Origin of the sequence: Frigoribacterium sp. ACAM 257 (assembly GCF_007954365.1) — a bacterium.
GTDB lineage: Bacteria > Actinomycetota > Actinomycetes > Actinomycetales > Microbacteriaceae > Frigoribacterium.
The window spans coordinates 542,806-561,691 of sequence record NZ_VOLO01000001.1 but is presented as its reverse complement, the minus strand read 5'-3'; the positions used below and the strand labels follow the sequence as shown (position 1 = coordinate 561,691).

At 73.1% G+C, this 18,886-nt stretch carries 14 protein-coding genes; 2 read left to right on the top strand and 12 right to left on the bottom strand.

The features are described 5' to 3' along the window. Positions 1-17 precede the first annotated feature (17 nt). Positions 18-887, bottom strand: a complete 870-nt coding sequence (ftsY, locus tag ES689_RS02595) for a signal recognition particle-docking protein FtsY (RefSeq protein WP_123546443.1) — start codon at positions 885-887, stop codon at positions 18-20. Between the two features lie 257 nt (positions 888-1,144). Between ftsY and ES689_RS02590 the strand changes: the two genes are divergently transcribed. Both ES689_RS02590 and ES689_RS02585 read left to right on the top strand, forming a co-directional pair. Then, on the top strand, positions 1,145-2,158 hold the full coding sequence (locus tag ES689_RS02590) for a TerC family protein (protein ID WP_146899795.1): 1,014 nt from the start codon (positions 1,145-1,147) through the stop codon (positions 2,156-2,158). A gap of 129 nt (positions 2,159-2,287) precedes the next feature. Further along, on the top strand, positions 2,288-2,854 hold the full coding sequence (locus tag ES689_RS02585; RefSeq protein ID WP_146899792.1) for a histidine phosphatase family protein: 567 nt from the start codon (positions 2,288-2,290) through the stop codon (positions 2,852-2,854). Here ES689_RS02585 and ES689_RS02580 read toward each other — a convergent pair. The 11 genes from ES689_RS02580 to ES689_RS02530 all read right to left on the bottom strand — a co-directional run bounded on the left by ES689_RS02580 (position 2,851) and on the right by ES689_RS02530 (position 18,882). Then, complete coding sequence (locus ES689_RS02580; protein WP_146899789.1) at positions 2,851-6,615, bottom strand: chromosome segregation SMC family protein; 3,765 nt, start codon at positions 6,613-6,615, stop codon at positions 2,851-2,853. The genes ES689_RS02585 and ES689_RS02580 overlap by 4 nt on opposite strands. Positions 6,616-6,866: 251 nt before the next feature. Then, entirely contained in the window at positions 6,867-7,910 is a 1,044-nt protein-coding gene (locus ES689_RS02575) for a DNA-formamidopyrimidine glycosylase family protein (RefSeq protein ID WP_146899785.1), read from the bottom strand. Positions 7,911-7,912: 2 nt separating this feature from the next. Further along, positions 7,913-8,644, bottom strand: a complete 732-nt coding sequence (gene rnc, locus ES689_RS02570) for a ribonuclease III (RefSeq protein ID WP_370512319.1) — start codon at positions 8,642-8,644, stop codon at positions 7,913-7,915. A 26-nt stretch (positions 8,645-8,670) separates the two neighbouring features. After that, positions 8,671-8,874 (bottom strand): 50S ribosomal protein L32, encoded by a 204-nt coding sequence (rpmF, locus tag ES689_RS02565; RefSeq protein WP_043593937.1) that lies wholly within the window; start codon positions 8,872-8,874, stop codon positions 8,671-8,673. A 69-nt stretch (positions 8,875-8,943) separates the two neighbouring features. Beyond that, positions 8,944-9,465: a DUF177 domain-containing protein gene (locus ES689_RS02560; protein ID WP_146899782.1), complete on the bottom strand. Its 522-nt coding sequence runs from the start codon at positions 9,463-9,465 to the stop codon at positions 8,944-8,946. Positions 9,466-9,542: 77 nt separating this feature from the next. Then, on the bottom strand, positions 9,543-11,867 hold the full coding sequence (locus ES689_RS02555; protein ID WP_146899779.1) for a DUF3488 and transglutaminase-like domain-containing protein: 2,325 nt from the start codon (positions 11,865-11,867) through the stop codon (positions 9,543-9,545). Beyond that, positions 11,860-13,080 (bottom strand): DUF58 domain-containing protein, encoded by a 1,221-nt coding sequence (locus ES689_RS02550; protein WP_146899776.1) that lies wholly within the window; start codon positions 13,078-13,080, stop codon positions 11,860-11,862. Before ES689_RS02550 ends, ES689_RS02555 begins: the two co-directional genes overlap by 8 nt. A gap of 47 nt (positions 13,081-13,127) precedes the next feature. Then, positions 13,128-14,177, bottom strand: coding sequence for an AAA family ATPase (locus ES689_RS02545; RefSeq protein WP_370512318.1), 1,050 nt, complete (start codon positions 14,175-14,177; stop codon positions 13,128-13,130). A gap of 159 nt (positions 14,178-14,336) precedes the next feature. Further along, positions 14,337-14,819 (bottom strand): pantetheine-phosphate adenylyltransferase, encoded by a 483-nt coding sequence (gene coaD / locus ES689_RS02540; protein ID WP_146899773.1) that lies wholly within the window; start codon positions 14,817-14,819, stop codon positions 14,337-14,339. Positions 14,820-14,855: 36 nt separating this feature from the next. After that, the gene (locus ES689_RS02535; protein ID WP_255515937.1) at positions 14,856-17,114 is read right to left on the bottom strand and encodes an ATP-dependent DNA helicase RecG; all 2,259 of its coding nucleotides are present in this window, start codon (positions 17,112-17,114) and stop codon (positions 14,856-14,858) included. 61 nt (positions 17,115-17,175) lie between these two features. Next, positions 17,176-18,882: an acyl-CoA dehydrogenase family protein gene (locus ES689_RS02530; RefSeq protein WP_146899770.1), complete on the bottom strand. Its 1,707-nt coding sequence runs from the start codon at positions 18,880-18,882 to the stop codon at positions 17,176-17,178. Positions 18,883-18,886 lie beyond the last annotated feature (4 nt).

Genomic DNA, 18,886 nt, shown 5'->3' with positions numbered 1-18,886 from the left:
CAGCGGGGTCGCGCGTCCTAGCCGATGAGGTTCTGGACGAAGACGTGGGGGGTGAAGCCGGTCAGGTCGGCGATGCCCTCGCCCTGCCCGACGAGCTTGATCGGGATGCCGGTCTGCTCCTGCACGGCGAGCACGAACCCGCCGCGGGCCGAGCCGTCGAGCTTGGTCAGGACGAGGCCCGTGACGCCGGCGTGCTCGATGAACGCCTGAGCCTGCGCCAGGCCGTTCTGGCCGGTGGTGGCGTCGAGCACGAGCAGCACCTCGGCGATCTCGGTCTGCTTCTCGACGACGCGCTTGATCTTGCCGAGCTCGTCCATCAGGCCCGACTTCGTCTGCAGGCGGCCGGCGGTGTCGATCAGGACGATCTCGATGCCCTCGCGCATCGCGTACTCGACGGTCTGGAAGGCCACGGAGGCCGGGTCCTGTCCCGGCTGCTGCGGCCGGACGATCTGGGCGCCCGCACGCTCGGCCCAGGTCGCGACCTGCTCGACGGCAGCTGCGCGGAAGGTGTCGGCCGCACCGACCACGACCGAGCGGTCGAAGTTGCGGAGGAACTTGGCGAACTTTCCGATCGTGGTGGTCTTGCCGACCCCGTTGACGCCGACCATCAGCACGACCGCGGGCCGCGCGCTGAGCTTCAGCGTCGAGTCGAGCACCGACAGCCGCTCCTCCAGCGTCTCACGCAGCATGCGCTTGAGATCGGCCGGGTCGGTCGTCGCGTAGCGCTGCACCTTCTCGCGCAGGTCGTCGACGACCTGCTCGGTGACGTCGGGGCCGAAGTCGGCGCCGATCAGCGCCTCCTCGAGCTCGTCCCAGGTGGTGTCGTCGATCGTCTTCTTCGCGAACATGCCGCGGAGGGCACCGGACAGGGACCAGGGGGAAGCCATGCGCCACAGCCTACTGAGGCGAGCGACGGCGAGCTGACGTGAGCCAAGGGCACTCGTTCTCGGGCCCGAGACCGACGCGACCGTTGCAGTCGATGTAAGCTCAGCGGGTTGAAGGGGAGTACTCCCTCGCGGCGTCATCGTCAATACGGAAGAGACCGATCTCGACCCGGTGCGCCGGTCCTCGACCGTCCAGCTGAGCTGGACGGCCGTCTGGGCGGAAGAGACCTTCAGTACCCGTCGCGTACTGGAGGTACACCATGGACGTCCACTTCCTCACCTGGGCGATCACCATCGCCGGCATCCTCGGGCTGTTGATCTTCGACTTCTACAGCCACGTCAGGACCCCGCACGAGCCCACCATCCGGGAGTCGGCCTTCTGGTCGATCGTGTACATCGGAATCGCGATCCTGTTCGGCGTCGGCGTCGGCGTCTTCTCGAACTGGACCTACGGCGGTGAGTACTTCGCCGGCTGGATCACCGAGAAGGCCCTCTCGGTCGACAACCTCTTCGTGTTCCTCATCATCATGACGAGCTTCGCCGTGCCGCGGATCTACCAGCAGAAGGTGCTGCTCGTCGGCATCGCGATCGCCCTGATCTCGCGCGGCCTCTTCATCGCCGCCGGCGTCGCGATCATCGACAACTTCTCCTGGGTCTTCTACCTCTTCGGCGCCCTGCTCTTCTGGCTCGCGTACAGCCAGGTGCGCGGCGGCCACGACGAGGGCGACCAGGCCGACAGCAAGCTGATCCGCACGCTGCGCCGCATCGTCCCCACCTCGGACGACTACGACGAGGACCGCCTGACCACCAAGGTGAACGGCAAGCGCCTGTTCACGCCGCTGTTCCTGGTGATGCTCGCGATCGGCCTCACGGACGTCCTGTTCGCGCTCGACTCGATCCCCGCGATCTTCGGCCTGACGCAGGAGGCGTACATCGTCTTCACCGCGAACGCGTTCTCGCTGCTCGGCCTCCGCCAGCTGTACTTCCTGATCTCCGGCCTGCTCGAGCGCCTCGTCTACCTGGCCCAGGGCCTCGCCGTCATCCTCGCCTTCATCGGCGTGAAGCTCGTCTTCCACGCCCTGCACGTCAACGAGGTGCCGTTCATCAACGGCGGCCAGCCGATCGAGTGGATCCCCGAGATCCCGATCTGGTTCTCGCTCGGGTTCATCCTGCTGACCATCGCCGTGGCGACGGTCCTCAGCCTCCGCAAGACGAAGCGGGACGGCATCCCGAACAAGCTGCCGGCGACGACCGCCGAGGCCGACGAGCGCTAGGGCGCAGGAGGCGGTGCGCGCGTCCCCGGGACGCGCGCACCGCCTCCTCGGCTTGGCTGCGGCACTGCACGACAGCGACACCGCACCACCACGACCGCGACCGCGACACCAGGACGGAACCACAGGCACATGCGACTCGAGCTCATCCGACACGGACAGACCGACTGGAACAGCCAGGACAAGCTGCAGGGCTCGTCGGACGTCCCGCTGAACGACACCGGCCGCGGCCAGGCCCTCGAGGCCGCCCGCGTGCTCGCCGGCGCCGAGTGGTCGGCCATCGTGTCGTCGCCGCTCATGCGTGCCAGGGAGACCGCGCAGATCATCGCGGCCGAGCTCGGCATCGAGCTCGGCGACGCCTACGACGAGCTGATCGAGCGCGACTACGCGTCACGGGAGGGCTGGGTGCCCGACTCCCCCATCCCGGACGAGCCGAACGAGTCGTTCCCCGACATCGAGCCGCGCGAGTCGGTCGCCGCGCGCGGCCTGGGCGCGCTCGAGATGATCCGCGACACCCGCCTGCCCCTCGACGGCCCCGACGCGCACATCGTCGTCGTCTGCCACGGCACGATCATCCGCTTCACCCTCGCTGCGATCATGGGCGCCGAGGTGCCGCACATCGAGAACGCCGCCGCCAACACGGTCGAGTGGGACGGGTCGGCCTGGAAGGTCGTCTCGATCAACGACCGCACCGTCTAGCCCACGGCGCCCGTCGGGGCCGAGGCCCTCTCTCCCACCTCGACGGTCCGCGGCGGGCGGTCGGTGACGACGCGCTGGCCGACGACGGCGCTCACGCCGTCCTGGCGCATCGAGACGCCGTAGAGCGCGTCGGCGATCTCCATCGTGCGCTTCTGGTGCGTGATGACGATGAGCTGGCTCGTCTGGCGCAGGTCCTCGAAGATCGCGAGGAGGCGGCCGAGGTTCGCGTCGTCGAGGGCCGCCTCCACCTCGTCCATGATGTAGAACGGGCTCGGGCGGGCCTTGAAGATGGCGATCAGCAGCGCGACCGCGGCGAGCGACCGCTCCCCGCCCGACAACAGCGACAGGCGCTCGATCTTCTTGCCGGCCGGCCGCACCGTGACCTCGATGCCGGTCGCCAGGAGGTCGTCGGGGTCGGTGAGCAGCAGCGACCCGCTGCCGCCGGGGAACAGCACCGGGAAGACCTGGTCGAAGGCGGCCTGCGTGTCCGCGAAGGCGCTCGCGAAGACCGTCTGCATCTTCTCGTCGATCTCGTCGATGATCGCGAGCAGGTCGCGCCGCGTGCGGGTGAGGTCGCCGAGCTGCTCGGTGAGGAACGCGTGGCGCTGCTCGAGCGCCGCGAACTCCTCGAGCGCGAGCGGGTTGACGCGGCCGAGCTGCGCGAGCTTGCGGCTGGCGGCCTCGAGGCGGGCGGTCTGCTCCGCGCGGTCGAAGGGCGTGCCCTGCGCCGCGCCTCCCTCGACTTCCTCGGCTGCCTGGCGGGCCTCGTGCGGGGCGACGTCGTCCGGCACGAGGACGTCCGGCCCGTACTCGGCCACGAGGACCTCGTCGTCGAGCCCGAGCTCGGACGCCGCGCGCTCGAGCAGCTGGCCGAGGTGCAGCTTCTTCTCGTAGATCTCCATCTCGAGGCCGTGCACGTTCTCGGTCACGCCGAGCAGCCGCTCCCGGAGGGCACGCTCGTCGCGCCGCAGCGCCGCGAGCTCGTCGTTCTGCCGCGTGCGCGCCGCCTCCTGCGACGCGAGCTCCTGCCTCGCCTCGGCCAGCGACCGGCCGACGGAGTCGAGCACGGCGGGCAGCCCGGCCAGCACGGCCGAGGTGCGACGCATCTCGCGCTGTCGGACGACGGTGCGACGGGCGTGGTCGTCGGCGGCGGCCCGCTGCTCGTCGAGCTGGCGCTGCAGGTCGACGGCCCGCGCGGCCTCGGCACGCACCCGCTCCCGGATCGTCTCGAGCTGCACCCGGCGCTCGATCTCGACCGCCCTCGCCTGCTCGAGCTCGGCGAGCACGCCGTCCCTGGACGACGCGTCGAGGATCGGACGGGGACGCGAGGCGTGCTCGTCGTGCGCCGCCCGCGCCTCGTCGACCGCGCCCAGGGCGGTGACCGCCCCCTGCTCGGCTGCGGCGAGCGACTCGCCGAGCCGCACCTCCTCCGCCTCGGCCGCGTCGACCTGGGCCCGCAGGCGCGCCAGCTGCTGCTCGACGGCCGCGGCGGCCGCCTGCTGCTCGCGGGCCGCACGCGCGGCTTCCGCGGCCGCGCGAGCCGCCTCCGCGGCCTGCTCGCGGGCCGACCGGGCAGCCTCCGCGGCCTGTGCACGGGACGAGGCCAGCGCCTCCTCGGCGGTCGCGTGCAGGGCGGAGAGCCGGGCAGCCGCGGCCTCGACCTCGCCGAGGCGCTCGGCGGCGGCGTCGCGCTCGGCGACCAGCTCGAGGCGAGAGCGCTCGGCGCCGGAGCCACCACGGAGGACGAAGTCGGTGAGGACCTCGCCCGACCGCGTGATGACGGTGACGGGCAACGGGTGCGCCGAGAGGGCGGTCCACGCGGCGCGGGCGGTCGACAGGTCGTCCGCGACGACGGTGCTGGCGAGCAGGCCCAGGACGCCGGGAGGCGCGTCGACGACGGACGAGGCGGTCACGGCTCCCCGCGGCAGGTCGACCTCGAGGGCAGGCAGGACCCGCTCGGGCGCCGCCACCACGACCTCGACGCGCCCCAGCTCGGCGTCGGTCGCGTGCGCGACGGCGGCGAAGGCCGCGTCGAGGTCGTCGACGAGGACGGAGTCGACCACGCTGCCGAGAGCGGCGGCGACGGCGGCCTCGTAGCCGGGACGCACCTGGACGTGCTCGGCGACGGCTCCGCGGACCCCGGGGCGGTCGGCGGCCACGAGGGCCGTCGTGCCGTCCGCGCGCTCGAGCGCCATCGTCAGGGCACCACGACGGGCGGCCAGCGCGTCGCGCTCGCGCTCGGCCGCGTGCAGGCGGCCACGGAGGTCGTCGACCTCGGACTGCAGCTCGGCGGAGGCGCGCTCGGCCTCGGAGCGGACGGCCTCGTGGTCGACCGGGTCGCCGCCGACCGCATGCGCCTCCCCGGGACCGTCGGGACCGCCGGGACCGCTGGGACCGCTGGGACCGCCGACGGTCTCGTCCGCGGGGTTGGTCGACGCGGCCGCCGGCGCCTGCTCGTGCTCTCGTTCCCGATCGGCGAGCTCGGCCCGGCCCGCGTCCCGGCGCGCGACCGCCGCCTCCCGCGCCGCGCCCTGCCGGAGCACCTCGCCGCGGACCGCTGCCAGACGGGACTGCGCGACCTCGAGAGCACCTCGGAGCTGGCCGAGCACCAGGTCGTGGCGGGAGACGAGCGCGCTCTGGGCGGTGATCTCGTCGTCGAGCGCTTCGAGCACCGCCCGGGCGGTGACGGTGGCCGCGCGCGCCTCGGCGAGCGCCTGCTCGCCCTGGGCCACGCCTCCCTGCAGCCTCTCGGCCTCGTCCTGCGCGTCGGAGACCATGCCCGCGCTCACGGTGCTGGGCAGCTCGGGCCGGTCGGACTGCTCGGCGAGCATCTGCAGTCGCTGCCGGGCGAGGCTCGACGTGCCCCGGAGGCGCTCCTCGACCGCCTCGAGACCGAAGGCGACGCGGCGTGCCTCGTCGACCGCGTCCCCGACCATCTGCTGCTCGAGGCGCTGCTCGTGGGCCTTCGCCTGGTCGAGCTGCTCCTGCAGCACGTTCCGCTCGCTGCGGCGCTCGGCCTCGCTGCTCGACTGGCGGGCGACCACGTCGCGCAGCGCCACGACCTCGTCGGCCAGGAGCCGCGCCTTCGCGTCGCGGACGACCGCGGCGATCGTCTGCGCCTCGCGCGCGACCTCGGCCTGGCGGCCCAGCGGCTTCAGCTGCCGGCGGATCTCGCCGGCGAGGTCGCTGAGCCTCGTGAGGTTGGCCTGCATGGCGTCGAGCTTGCGGAGGGTCTTCTCCTTGCGGCGCCGGTGCTTCAGGATGCCCGCCGCCTCCTCGACGAAGCCTCGCCGCTCCTCCGGCGTGGCCCGCAGGACGGCGTCGAGCTGGCCCTGGCCGACGATCACGTGCATCTCACGGCCGAGGCCGGAGTCGCTCAGCAGCTCTTGCACGTCGAGGAGGCGGCAGCCCTCGCCGTTGATGGCATACTCGCTGCCGCCGTTGCGGAACAGGGTGCGGCTGATCGTCACCTCGGCGTAGTCGATGGGCAGCGCGCCGTCGGAGTTGTCGATGGTCAGGACGACCTGCGCCCGGCCGAGCGGGCCCCTGGTGGAGGTGCCCGCGAAGATCACGTCGGCCATCGTGCCGCCCCGGAGCGACTTGACGCCCTGCTCGCCCATCACCCAGGCGAGCGCGTCGACGACGTTGCTCTTGCCCGAGCCGTTGGGGCCGACCACGCAGGTGACGCCGGGCTCGAACGCGAACGTGGTCGGCGAGGCGAACGACTTGAAGCCCTTGAGGGTGAGGCTCTTCAGGTGCACGCGCCCCTCCTCCCTGGCTCAGGTCACGTGTCGACACGGTCTGCGGCGTCCCTTCGAGGATAGGCGAGCAGCGGCCTCCGGCCCGGGAGGCGCGGGCGTCGACGCCTCCGGCATCGGCGCCTGCTCGCGTGATCTGCTCGCCACATCTGCTCGCGGGCGGGTCGCCGTCGTCGAGGGCGGGTATTTCGGGTCGAGGGCGGGTCAGCGGCGACCCGCCCTCGACCCGGAATACCCGCCCTCGGCTGGATGCGTCAGGCGACGCGGACTCGCTGGCAGCGTGGGCAGAGGTGGCTCGAGCGGTTCATGAAGGCCTCGCGCACGATCGCGGTGCCGCAGCGCGGACACGGCCGACCCTGCTGCCCGTAGGCGGCGAGGCTGTGGCTGAAGTAGCCGGACTGGCCGTTGACGTTGACGTACTGCGCGTCGAAGCTCGTGCCGCCCTCGCCGAGCGCCTTGAGCAGCACGACACGCACCTCCGCGATCAGGAGGCGCGCCCTGGCCCGCGAGAGCGCCTCGGTCGGCTGTTCGGGGTGCACGCGCGCCGCCCACAGGCTCTCGTCGGCGTAGATGTTGCCGACGCCGCTGAGCAGGCCCTGGTCGAGCAGGGCGCGCTTGACGCCGGTGCGGCGGGCCAGGAGGCGCGTGATGACGGCGGCCTCGTCGAAGGCCGGGTCGAGGGGGTCGCGGGCGATGTGCGCGACCTGCTGCGGGACACGGAGGGCCCACGCCGGTGCTGGTGCCGGTGCCGGTGCCGGTGCCGGTGCCGCCGCACCGACGCGAGCCCCAGATCTGGCCTCGCGCTCGGCCCGAGCCTCGCGCTCGGCCTCCGCTGCGGGCGACCCGAGCAGGTGCGACCCCGCGTAGCCGGCTGCACGGCCGTCGGAGGTGGGGAGTGTCTCGTCGAGGGCCATCGACCCGAAGATCCGCTGGTCGACGAACGCGAGCCGGACGGGGCCGAGCCTCGGGCTGTCGACGTCGAGCCGGATGCGCATGAGCCGATCGGCAGCGTGGTCGGAGCTGCGGAGCAGCACCTGGCCGCTCATGCCGAGGTGCGCGACGAGGGCCAGGGGGTGCTCGTGGCGCTCGGCCGGCTCGAACGGGAACCAGAGGAACTTGCCACGGCGCACGGCCGAGTCGAGGGTGCCGCCGACGAGACGGTCGACGAAGTCGTCGGACGGGCCGTGGTGCCGCTTGAGCGAGCGCTCGTCGAGCACGCTGACGCCCGTGACGACGGCACCGGCCACGACGGGCGCGAGGCCGGCGCGGACGACCTCGACCTCGGGGAGCTCAGGCACGGCTAGCGGTCGGTGCTCGAGAGGCGCGTCCAGGCCTCGAGCGCCGCGGACATCTCGGCCTGCTTCTTGCTGCTGCCCGTGCCGCGGGCGACGTCGACCGGCGAGTCGCCGAGCCTCACGGCGGCGTGGAACCGCTTGTCGTGGTCGGGCCCGCTGTCGGTGACGTGGTACGAGGGCATCCCGCGGCCGCGGGCGGCGCTGAGTTCTTGCAGGCTCGTCTTCGGGTCCATCGCGGCGCCGAAGCGGGCCGGGTCGACGAGGAGCGGCGCCACGAGGCGCAGCACGAAGGCGGTCGCGACCTCTCCCCCGGCGTCGAGGTAGGTCGCTCCGATGATCGCCTCGACCGTGTCGGCGAGGATGGAGGGCTTGTCGCGCCCGCCGGTCAGCTCTTCGCCGCGGCCGAGGCGCAGGTGCGCGCCGAGCCCGATGTTGCGGGCGACCTCGGCGAGGGCGACCGTGCTGACAAGGCTCGCCCGGCGCTTGGCCAGCTCGCCCTCGTCCAGGTCGGGGTTCTCGGTGAAGAGCATGACCGTGACGGCCTGCCCGAGGATCGAGTCGCCGAGGAACTCGAGCCGCTCGTTGTTGGCGATGCCGCCGTGCTCGTAGGCGTACGACCTGTGGGTGAGGGCCAGCTCGATCAGGTCGGCGCGCACCTCGATGCCCAGCTGCACCAACAGATCAGCCCGGTCGGCACGGATGCTCGACGCGGGCTGATCGGGGTGTGACGGTGTCACGGGTGACGTGGTCACGGGAGACGGGTTCAGACGTCGGCGACCTTGCGGCCCTTGTACTCCATGTACAGGGCGGTGCCGGCGCTGTCCTCGACGACCTTGGCACGGTGCGGGAGGCTGTAGGTGACCTTGCCGTTCTCGATGGTCTTCACCAGCTGGACGGGAGTGGCCTTCCACTGCGACCGACGTGCGTGGGTGTTCGAGCGTGACTGCTTCCTCTTGGGAACGGCCATGAGGTTCTCTTCTCTGTTGCGGCCCCCGCGGGGGCCTGGGTCTGACGTGGGTAGGTGACGCGGGTGGTCTCAGGCCGACTCGTCGGGCTTCGACGTGGTGTCGGCCCGTTCTGTGTCTGCCCGTGCTGTGTCGGCAGGTGCCTCAGCCTGGAACCCTGCGAGGGCCGACCACCGGGGATCGACGCCTTCACGGGGCTGGTAGTCGGGGATGTCCTCTACTCGTTCGCCCGTCACCGGGTCGAGTCCAGGGCAGTCCGGACGACAGACCGGCTGGAAGGGCAGTGACAGGACCACTGCGTCTCTGACCACAGGTTCAAGATCCACGTGGTCTTCGTGAACCTGGTAGTCAAAAGCTTCGTCGACATCGTACGCGAAAAGCTCGGCGATATCGACTTCGACAGGCTCGGCGATGGGCTTCAGGCACCGGCTGCACTCGCCGGTCGCCGTGCCGGTGACGGTCGCGGAGACGAGGATGCCGTCGTGCAGGCCCTCGAGCCGCACGTCGAGGTCGAGGACGGCGCCCGCCTGCACGGCGACCTGGCCCTCGCCGAGCCGCTCGGGGACCACGACCTCGATCGAGTGCTCGCGCATCTCGCCCGCTCGGTGCAGGAGGTCGTAGACCGACAGCGTCCAGGGGGTCTTGGTGTAGTGAGGCACGAGGGGAGAGTCTACGCACCCGCGCCGGATCTCGCCTCCGAGGAGCTCACGAGCGAGCGCGGGGCCAGCGTCGCCGCCACACGTCGTCCAGGGGGCGAGGAGGCGCGGAGGGCCCCCAGCACCCGGCGCGCGTCGTCGGCGACCCGGCCGTCGGCGGGGTCGGCTCCGAACCGCTCCGCCTCGAGCGCCGTCGCCAGCGAGGCCAAGGCGCGCCGCGCCTCCTCGTCGGGACGTGCCGCCGCCCGGAGGACGCCGTCGAGCGCGGCGGCGGCGACGGCAGGGGTGGCGCCGGCCGACGGGGCGACGCCGAGGTCGAGTGCGGTGTCGAGCAACTCACGCCACGCGCCAAGGGCACGGTCGGGCGGGCTCGCGGTGAGCCGGCGGCGACGCCGGGCGAGGCGCATGCCCGAGGGGACGACGAGCAGGGCCGCCAGGACGGCGAGTCCGAGCGTGCCCCCGACCACCGGCACGGGGCCGGCCGTGCCGGACCGCGCGGAGGCGCCCGTCGACTCCTCCGCCCCTGCGGTGGGCCCGCCGGCGCTCGGCGCCGCCGACGGCTCGTCGGCCGTGGGCGCCGGCGTCGCCTCGTCGGGCGCGGTGGGGTCGGCGGTCGGCTCGACGCCCGTCTCCTGGAGGTACGACTGCGGCGTGCCGAGCCCGACGGTCGGCTCGAAGGGCACCCAGCCGAGGCCCTCGAAGTACAGCTCGGGCCAGGTGTGCAGGTCGTCGCTGCTGACGGCCCTGGCGGTGTCGTCCCCGAAGCCCGTAGGAGTGCCCGGGAGGAAGCCGACCGCCATCCGCGACGGGATGCCGAGGGTCCGCGCCATGACGGCCATCGCGGAGGCGAAGTGCACGCAGTAGCCGCTCTTCACCTCGAGGAACCGCTCGACGGCGTCGAGGCCGTTGCCGTCGTAGCCCTCGTCGACCGGCGTGTCCTCCGAGTAGGTGAAGTCGCCGTCGCGGAAATAGTCCTGCAGGGCGACGGCGGCGTCGAAGGGGTTCGCGGCGTCGGCCGTCACCTCGGCGGCGAGGTCGGTGACGGTCTGGGGCACGCCGTCGACCGAGAGGTACGTCGACATGTCGGTGCCCTGGTCGCTCAGCGCGGCGACGACCTGTTCCGGGCTCGGGTCGACGGGACGGCTCTCGACCGTGTAGTCGAGGCCCTGGGTGCTCTCGTTCGTGCTGCGCACCGTCACGCCCGACTGGTCGACGAACGACCAGCCGTCGTCGAGGCCCGTGATGGTCTGCGGGGGCACGGGCACGGGCAGGTAGGGGCTGCGGAGTGCGCCGATCTGCACCTCGGTGCTGACGACGCGACGCGAGGTGCCGTCGGCGATGCCCGGCGCGTCGGGGATGGCCTCGAGTCCGTCGTCGGGGTCGATCTCGGCGTCGGCGGGGCTCCACGTGCGGCCGCTGAAGTCGACGAGGTCGACCAGCTTCAGGTAGGTGCCCTCGGCGTCGGACGACCGGTAGGTGAGGACCGTCACGGGCGCACCGCGACGGAGGTCGTCGCCCAGGTCGACCACGGGGTTGACCCCGGTCGCGAGCCCGGTGCCGGTACCTACGCCGGTCAGCGGCGCGACGCCGCCGAAGGGGACCACCGCGGTGAGCAGGGCGGCCACGCCGACCGCCGCGACTCCCCCTGCGGCAGTCGCCCTGGTGGGCCGCCTCCCCGTCGAGACGGCCAGCAGCGCGATCCAGCAGAGCACGGCGAGGACGACCCAGGGCCACCGGACGGCCGTGCCGGGGACGAACGACGGCACGGCGAGGACGACGGCGGGGAACGCTCCCGTCAGGCCCGGCAGGCGCCCGACGGTCGAGACGAGGTCGCTGACCACGGCCACGCCGAGGACGGCGGCGACCAGGACGGCGAGCAGGCCGTCCTGCACCTCGACGGGCGCGGTGCCCTCGACGATCGTCGTCGTCGCCTGGTCGCCGAGGTCGCGGAGGCGCTGCAGGGTCGCGGCCGTGGGCACGACGCCGAGCACGGCGGTGCCGCCGGAGACGAGCGCGGACGTGACCAGCAGCCCCGAGAGGAGGCCGGCGAGCCAGCCGAGCACCGGGCCGGCGCCGAGGGCCCTGCTGCCGAGGGAGGCACCCAGCACGACCGCGGCGACGCCCGCCCCCGCGAACCACCAGCCGGCCCCCTGGAACAGGGAGGACAGGCTCGCGAGCGACGCCGCGAGGGTGAGCCAGACGAGCAGGCTGGTGGCCCAGCCGGTCGTCGGGGAGGTCGGCCGTCGGCGAGCCGACGAGACGCGGTCGGGCGGTCGCGGGCTCGGCGACACGGACGCCGAGGAGGCGGCGGTCCGGCGAGGCGCGGTGCCGTCAGCCATCGAGCAGCCCCGCACCTCGGACGACGTCGGCGACGCTGTCGTGCGCCCCCGCCTCGACGACCCGCCACCGGGAGCTCCGCAGCTCCGCTGCGACCGCGTCCGGGCCCAGGGGCGCGTCGCGGTCGTCGCCCGTCGCGGGCCGGCCCGTGTGGGCGAAGCCGAGGGTCGGCGAGACGACGACGGCGACGGCGGACGCGCCGACCGCGCGCGACCGGAGCAGGACGTCGAGGTCGCGGCGCCGGAGGCTGGAGACGACGGCCACGACCGGCTCGCGAGGCGCTGCGGGCGGTGCGGGCGGCCCTGCGGGGTCGTCGAGGGCGACGTCGGCCAGCGCGTCGAGGAAGGCGGTCGTGGTCTCGGGGTCGTGACGGGCGACGAGGTCGCCGTCCGGCGTGGTGAGGAGGGCGACGGAACCGGCGTGGCCCCACTCGACCGCGAGGGTGGCGACGACCGACAGCGCCCACTCGAACGCGTCGCTGTGCCGGCCGACGCCTCCCGGCCCGGTCGTGGCGTCGTCCCACGACTCGAGCGAGGTCGGCAGGACCAGGCGGACGTGGGGCAGCCCGTGCTGCTCCTCCTGGCGGACCATCAGGTCGTCGTGCCGGGCGGAGGCCTTCCAGTGCACGCGACGCATCGGGTCGCCCCGGCGGTACTCGCGGGTGACGGGGTCGTCCTCCGCGCCCGTGAGGCTCTGTCCGCGCTGACGACGCGCCCCGTCGCCGAGGGCCCGCGACTCGCGAGCGAGGCCGAGGTCGAGCACCTCGGGCACGACGACGAGCTCGTGCGTGCCGGGCACCGTCGTCCGTCGCCGGCCGACGCCGAACGACTCGACGAGGTCGACGGTCAACGGGCCGACCCGGTGCCGGCCGCGGATCAGGTCGACGTGGCGGAACACCGCGGTGGAGGCGCGACCCGGCTCGAGCGTGACGGTCGCGGACTCGGCGGACGGACCGCCCCTCCAGGGCAGCCCCTCACGCAGCACGACGACCTGGCTGCTCCCCCGGGGCGTGAGTGAGAGGGTCTCGACGACCGACCAGCCCGCGACCCCGCGGCCGGGGCTGAAGCGCCGGGCGACGTCGAGGTCGGGCCGACGGACGAGGAGCGAGACGAGCACCGCGACGACGAGCAGCACGAGCACCAGCCCGGCGAAGACGAGGGGCGTGGAGTCCAGCAGGACGCCGGAGACCACGACGACGACGCCGGCGGCGACCACGCCTGCTCCCCGCGCCGTGGGGCGCGGCGCCTGCCCGAGCGCCACGGTCAGCGGGCGTCGGCGGGGTCGCCGAGCGGCACGTCGGTGGCCTCGACCACGTCGGCGACGAGGTCGTACGCCGCCGTGACGGCACCTGCCCCGGCTCGTCCGGCGAGGATGATCCGGTGCCCGAGGACTGGCCCGCTGAGCGCGTCGACGTCGTCGGGCACGACGAACGAGCGGCCGTTGAGCGCCGCCCACGACTTCGCGGCGCGCATCAGCTGGAGCGTCGCACGCGGGCTCGCCCCGAGCCGGACGTCGGGGTGCACCCGGGTCGCCTGCACGATGCGCACGGCGTACCGCTCGACCGCCTCGGCGGCGTAGACGCCCCGGACCGCGGCGATCATGCGGGTCAGGTCGTCGAGCGAGACCAGCGGCTGCAGCACGTCGAGCGGGCTGGTGCGCTCTCGCTGGCGGAGCATGCGGAGCTCGCTCTCGGCGTCGGGGTAGCCCAGCGAGATGCGGGCCATGAAGCGGTCGCGCTGCGCCTCGGGCAGCGCGTAGGTGCCCTCCATCTCGACCGGGTTCTGGGTCGCGACGACGAGGAACGGCTGCGGCAGCGGGTGCGTGATGCCGTCGACCGTGACCTGCCGTTCTTCGAGGCTCTCGAGCAGGGCTGACTGGGTCTTGGGCGAGGCCCGGTTGATCTCGTCGCCGATCACGACGTTCGCGAACACGGGGCCGGGGACGAACTGGAAGCCGCCCCGTTCCCGGTCGTAGACCGAGACGCCCGTGATGTCGCTCGGCAGCAGGTCGGGCGTGAACTGGATGCGCGTCACGGTCGCGTCGACCGCCTTCGCGAGCGCCCTGGCGAGCTGCGTCTTGCCGACTCCGGGGACGTCCTCGATCAGGAGGTGCCCCTCGGCCAGCAGGACGGTCAGGGCCGTGCTGATGGCCCCGTCCTTGCCGTCGATGACGGTCGCGACGGCCTCGAGGATGCCCCGTGCCTTCTGCTGCACCTCGTCGAGCGACATCGGCGGCCCCGCGACGGCGGCCTCGGGCCTGCGGCGCTCGCGCCGGGCGTCGCTGCCGGGGGTGCTGGTCGTGGTCGTCGTCATCGTCGTCGTCTCTCGGGTGCCGGGCGTGATCTGGATCGGTCCGTGGTGCGTCGTGTCGTGTTCGGAGTGCGGTGCGGCTGAGGTGGGTCGGGTGGGCCAGGTGGGCCGGGTGGTGGATCGGGTGGGCCGGGTGGTGGGTCGGGTGGGCCAGGTAGTGGGTCAGGTCGTCGCGAGGTAGTCGGCGACGGCCGTCGGGACGTAGGGTCGCACGTCGCCGCCGAGCGAGGCGACCTGGCGGACGAGCGAGCTCGAGACGTGGGCGTGAGCCGGGTCGGGCAGGAGGAAGACCGTCTCGACCCCGGCCAGGCTGCGGTTCATGATGGCCATGGGCGTCTCGTACGCGACGTCGACCTGGGAGCGGATGCCCTTGACGAGGACGGAGGCGCCGACCTCGGTGCAGTAGTCGACCAGCAGGCCGACGCTCCAGCTGTGAACCGAGACGGTGCTCGGCAGGCCCGCGTCGCGGAGTGACCGCTCGAGCAGCGAGACCCTCTTCGGCAGGGGCAGGAGGGCCGTCTTGTCGGGGTTGTGCACGACCAGGACGTGGACCTCGTCGAAGATGCCCGCAGCCCTCGCGATGACGTCGACGTGGCCGAGGGTGACCGGGTCGAACGACCCCGGGACGACGGCGATCCTGCTCATCCCGTCACCCTAGCCGGTGGCTCCCGGGAGAGACCCTCAGCCCGCCGCCATGAAGTCACGGCTCGAGTCGTCGAGCCGCCGGGCGATGGCCGCGGCGAGTGCCGGGTGCTCCGTCAGCGTCGGGTCGGCCTCGAGCAGCTCGGCCGCGTGCTCGCGGGCGGTGCCGATCAGGTCGCCGTCGGTCGTCACCCGGAGCAGGCGCAGCGACGACCGCCCGCCCGACTGGAGGCTGCTGAGCACGTCGCCCTCGCGTCGCAGCTCGAGGTCGACCTGGGCGAGCTCGAACCCGTCGAGGGTGGCGGCGACGGCGTCGACGCGCTCGCGCGCAGTGGAGTCGACGGGCGCGTGCGTCACCAGGAGGCAGAGACCGGGATGACCCCCGCGACCGACCCGGCCGCGGAGCTGGTGCAGCTGCGAGATGCCGAACCGGTCGGCGTCGAGCACCACCATGGTCGAGGCGTTGGGGACGTCGACGCCGACCTCGATCACGGTGGTCGCCACGAGCAGGTCGATCTCGCCGCGGGCGAAGCGCTGCATGACGTCGTCCTTCTCGTCGGCCGACATGCGACCGTGCAGCGGCTCGACCCGGGCGCCCGCGAGCACAGGCAACGAGCGGGCGAGGGCCGTGACGGCCTCGACGCTGGCGCGCTCGGGGGCAGGAGGCGCGCCTCCTGCGGGCCCGTCGGTCGCGACGGAGCCCGAGCTGCCGGCCTCCGGTCCCCCGGCCTCCGGTCCCCCGGCCTCCGGGGCAGGCTCGCCCTGCTCGACCGTCGCGGCGTCGATGGCCGGGCAGACGACGAACACCTGGCGTCCCTTCGCGATCTCCTCTGCGGAGCGCTGCCAGATGCGGTCCGCCCAGCCGGGTCGGTCGGCGAGCGGCACGACGAACGACTCGATCGGCTGCCGGCCGGCCGGCAGCTCGGCGATCGTCGAGATGTCGAGGTCGCCGAAGACGGTCATCGCGACGGTGCGCGGGATCGGCGTCGCGGTGAGGACGAGCACGTGCGGCGGCGCCGCGCCCTTGCGGCGGAGCGCCTCGCGCTGCTCGACGCCGAAGCGGTGCTGCTCGTCGACGACGACGAGCCCGAGGTCGTAGAACTCGACGGCCTCGCTGATGAGAGCGTGGGTGCCCACGACGATCCGGGCCTGCCCGCTGACGATCGCCAGCGTGGCCCGTCGGCGCTCGGCGGTGCTCATCTGGCCGGTGAGCAGCACGGGGCGCAGCTCGGCGACGAGGTCCGGGCCGAGCGACCGCACGATCGAGCGGAGGTGCTGCCCCGCGAGCACCTCGGTGGGGGCGAGAAGCGCCGACTGGCCGCCGCTCTCGGCGACCGCGAGCATCGCCCGGAGCGCCACGAGGGTCTTGCCCGAGCCGACCTCGCCCTGCACCAGGCGGTTCATCGGGACGTCGGCCGCGAGGTCGCGGTCGATCTCCGAACCGACCAGCACCTGGTCGGAGGTGCGCTCGAACGGCAGCGCCGCATCGAGGCGCTCCAGCAGGCCGCCCGGCCGCGCCGCGCGTGCCGTCGCCTTGGTCGTGCGGAGCAGCGCGCGCTGCTGCAGCAGGGCGCTCTGCAGCACGAACGCCTCCTGGAACCGGAGCGCGTCGCGGCCCCTCAGGTGGTCCCTGTCCTTCTCGGGCCGGTGCACCAGCTCGAGCGCCTCGCGGAACGGGACGAGGTCGAGCTCGGCACGGACACGGGCCGGCACCGGGTCGTCGAGGGGAGGCAGCGTGTCGAGCACCACCTCGACCGACTTCTGCACCTGCCACGACGCGACGGAGGCGCTGGCCGGGTAGATCGGGATCGGCTGCCGGGCGAAGGCCTGCGCCTCGGCGTCGCCGATTCCCGCGACGGCCTCGTGCGACGCGTCGAACAGCTCGTAGTCGGGGTGCGCCAGCTGTCGGAGGCCGCGATAGTCGCCCACCTTGCCGGCGAAGATGCCACGGGCGCCGGGCACGAGGTCGCGCGAGCGCCAGGCCTGGTTGAAGAAGGTCAGGGTGAGGATGCCCTCGCCGTCGCCGATGCGCACCTCGAGGATCGACCCCCGGCGGGCCCGCATGGTGCGCTCGCGCACGTCGAGCACCTCGGCGACGATCGTGACGGACTCGCCGAGCGGCAGGGAGTCGAGCGCCGTCAGCTCGCCCCGGCGGGCGTAGCGCCGCGGGTAGTGCGACAGCAGGTCGCCGACGGTCCGCAGGCCGAAGGCCTTCTGCATCGCCTGTGCCGTGCGGCCGCCGAGGGCGCTCGAGAGCGGAGCGTCTAGCGGCGACGGGTCGGGCAGGGGCGCGGGCACCCGTCCACGCTACTGCGCACCCCCGACAGGGCCGCGCCGTCCGCGGGGCCGGCCCCGCGCCTCAGAGTCGGAACGAGTAGCCGCCGGAGGCGCGGGTCGACGCCGCGAGCGCGGCCACGTGCCGGTCGTCGTTCACCTCGAGCGCCCGCAGCTGCCGTGCGACTTGCCGCGCGGACTGCTTGCAGAACCCGATCGCCAGGTGGCGCTCGGCGTCGGAGTCGGCCCGCGCCTGCTCGAGGGCGGCCGAGGCCCGGGAGAGCACGGCCGTCTGCGCGTAGATGCCCGACGCCGCGTCGGCGAGACGCCTCTGCACGAGCTGTGCGTCCTGCACCCGCTTGCCGTGCTTGCGGAGGGCGCCCTCGGCCCGCTCGCGAAGCTGCGAGACCTGCTCGCCCACCTGGGCCGCGGCGCGCGCGAGCTGCGGGTGCACGCCCACCGGTCGCTCGGGCCTGATGCGTCGCTGCACGCGACCCGCGACGTAGGGCGCGAGCACGCCCATCGCGCGGCCGGGGTCGCCGATGCTGAGCGAGGCCACGACGGGTAGCTCCTCGCTGAGGGCCTTGAGGCCGTTGAGGGCGACGAAGGCGCGGAGGACGTCGTTCGCGCCCTCGAAGATCGGGAAGATGCGGAAGTCGCGCAGGGCCTTGGACAGCGGGTGACCTTCCATGTACGCCTCGCCGCCGTGCAGCTGCACCGCGCGGTTGAGGGCGTACCAGCCGGTGTCGCTGGCCGTCACCTTCGTCATGGCCGACTCGAGCGCGAAGTCGGTGTCGCCGCGGTCGACGAGACCGGTGGTCAGGTACGACATCGACTCGACGCCGTAGATCTGCTGGGTCATCCACGCGAGCTTGTCGCCGACCATCTCGAAGTCGGCGAGGGGCCTGCCGAACTGGTGGCGCGCCTCCGTGTGCGTCAGGCTCAGCTCGAGGAACCGCTTCATGCCGCCCGCGATGGCCGTGCCCATCGACATCCGGCCGTTGTTCAGCGTGTTCACCGCGATGCGGAAGCCGTCGCCCGGCTCGCCGAGCAGGTTCTCGGCGGGCACCCGGACGTCCTTGAAGTGCACGCGCTGGAGGTGGTTGGCCTTGAGGCCGTGCGTCTCGAAGCGCGGGCCCGTGCTGAGGCCGTCCATGCCCTTCTCGACGATCAGGGCCACGTGCCCGAGGTCGCTCTGCGCGAAGACCGTCAGGACGTCCTTGTCTCCGTTGCCGATCCAGCGCTTCTCGCCGTTCAGGAGCCAGCTGCCGTCGCTCTGCCGCTCTGCCCTGGTCTCGAGCGCGTAGGCGTCGCTGCCCACGTTCGGCTCGGTGAGGACGAACGCGGCCAGCTTCCGGCCGCTCGCCAGGTCGGGCAGCCAGCGGGCCTTCTGGTCGTCGGTGCCAAAGAGGTGCAGGGGCTTCGTGCCGATCGACTGGTGCACGCCCATCACCGTGGCGAGGGTGCCGTCGACCCGGCCGAACTCCTCGTAGACGCGGCAGTAGGCGCTCTGGCTGAGGCCGAGCCCGCCGTACTCCTCGGAGACGAACAGGCCCATCAGGCCTCGCTCGCCGAGGGCCCTCACCGTGTCGTCGCCGATCCAGCCCTCGCGCTCGGCCCGCAGCGGGTCGTAGTCGGCGAGCACCTCACGGGCCGACGCCGAGACCGTCTCGACCCGCGCGGCCTCGGCCGCGGACATGTGCGGGTACGGGAACGCCAGCTCGGACGCGATCCGCCCCGCGAAGAGCGACTTGGTGAACGAGGGCCTGACAGTACGGTCGACGCTGGTCATGGGG

Excerpts from the sequence above, each read along its gene's own strand:
- ftsY (WP_123546443.1), bottom strand. The coding sequence starts at position 887 with ATGGCTTCCCCCTGGTCCCTGTCCGGTGCCCTCCGCGGCATGTTCGCG.
- ES689_RS02590 (WP_146899795.1), top strand. The coding sequence starts at position 1,145 with ATGGACGTCCACTTCCTCACCTGGGCGATCACCATCGCCGGCATCCTC.
- ES689_RS02585 (WP_146899792.1), top strand. The coding sequence starts at position 2,288 with ATGCGACTCGAGCTCATCCGACACGGACAGACCGACTGGAACAGCCAG.
- rpmF (WP_043593937.1), bottom strand. The coding sequence starts at position 8,874 with ATGGCCGTTCCCAAGAGGAAGCAGTCACGCTCGAACACCCACGCACGT.
- ES689_RS02560 (WP_146899782.1), bottom strand. The coding sequence starts at position 9,465 with ATGCGCGAGCACTCGATCGAGGTCGTGGTCCCCGAGCGGCTCGGCGAG.
- ES689_RS02555 (WP_146899779.1), bottom strand. The coding sequence starts at position 11,867 with ATGGCTGACGGCACCGCGCCTCGCCGGACCGCCGCCTCCTCGGCGTCC.
- ES689_RS02545 (WP_370512318.1), bottom strand. The coding sequence starts at position 14,177 with ATGACGACGACCACGACCAGCACCCCCGGCAGCGACGCCCGGCGCGAG.
- coaD (WP_146899773.1), bottom strand. The coding sequence starts at position 14,819 with ATGAGCAGGATCGCCGTCGTCCCGGGGTCGTTCGACCCGGTCACCCTC.
- ES689_RS02530 (WP_146899770.1), bottom strand. The coding sequence starts at position 18,882 with ATGACCAGCGTCGACCGTACTGTCAGGCCCTCGTTCACCAAGTCGCTC.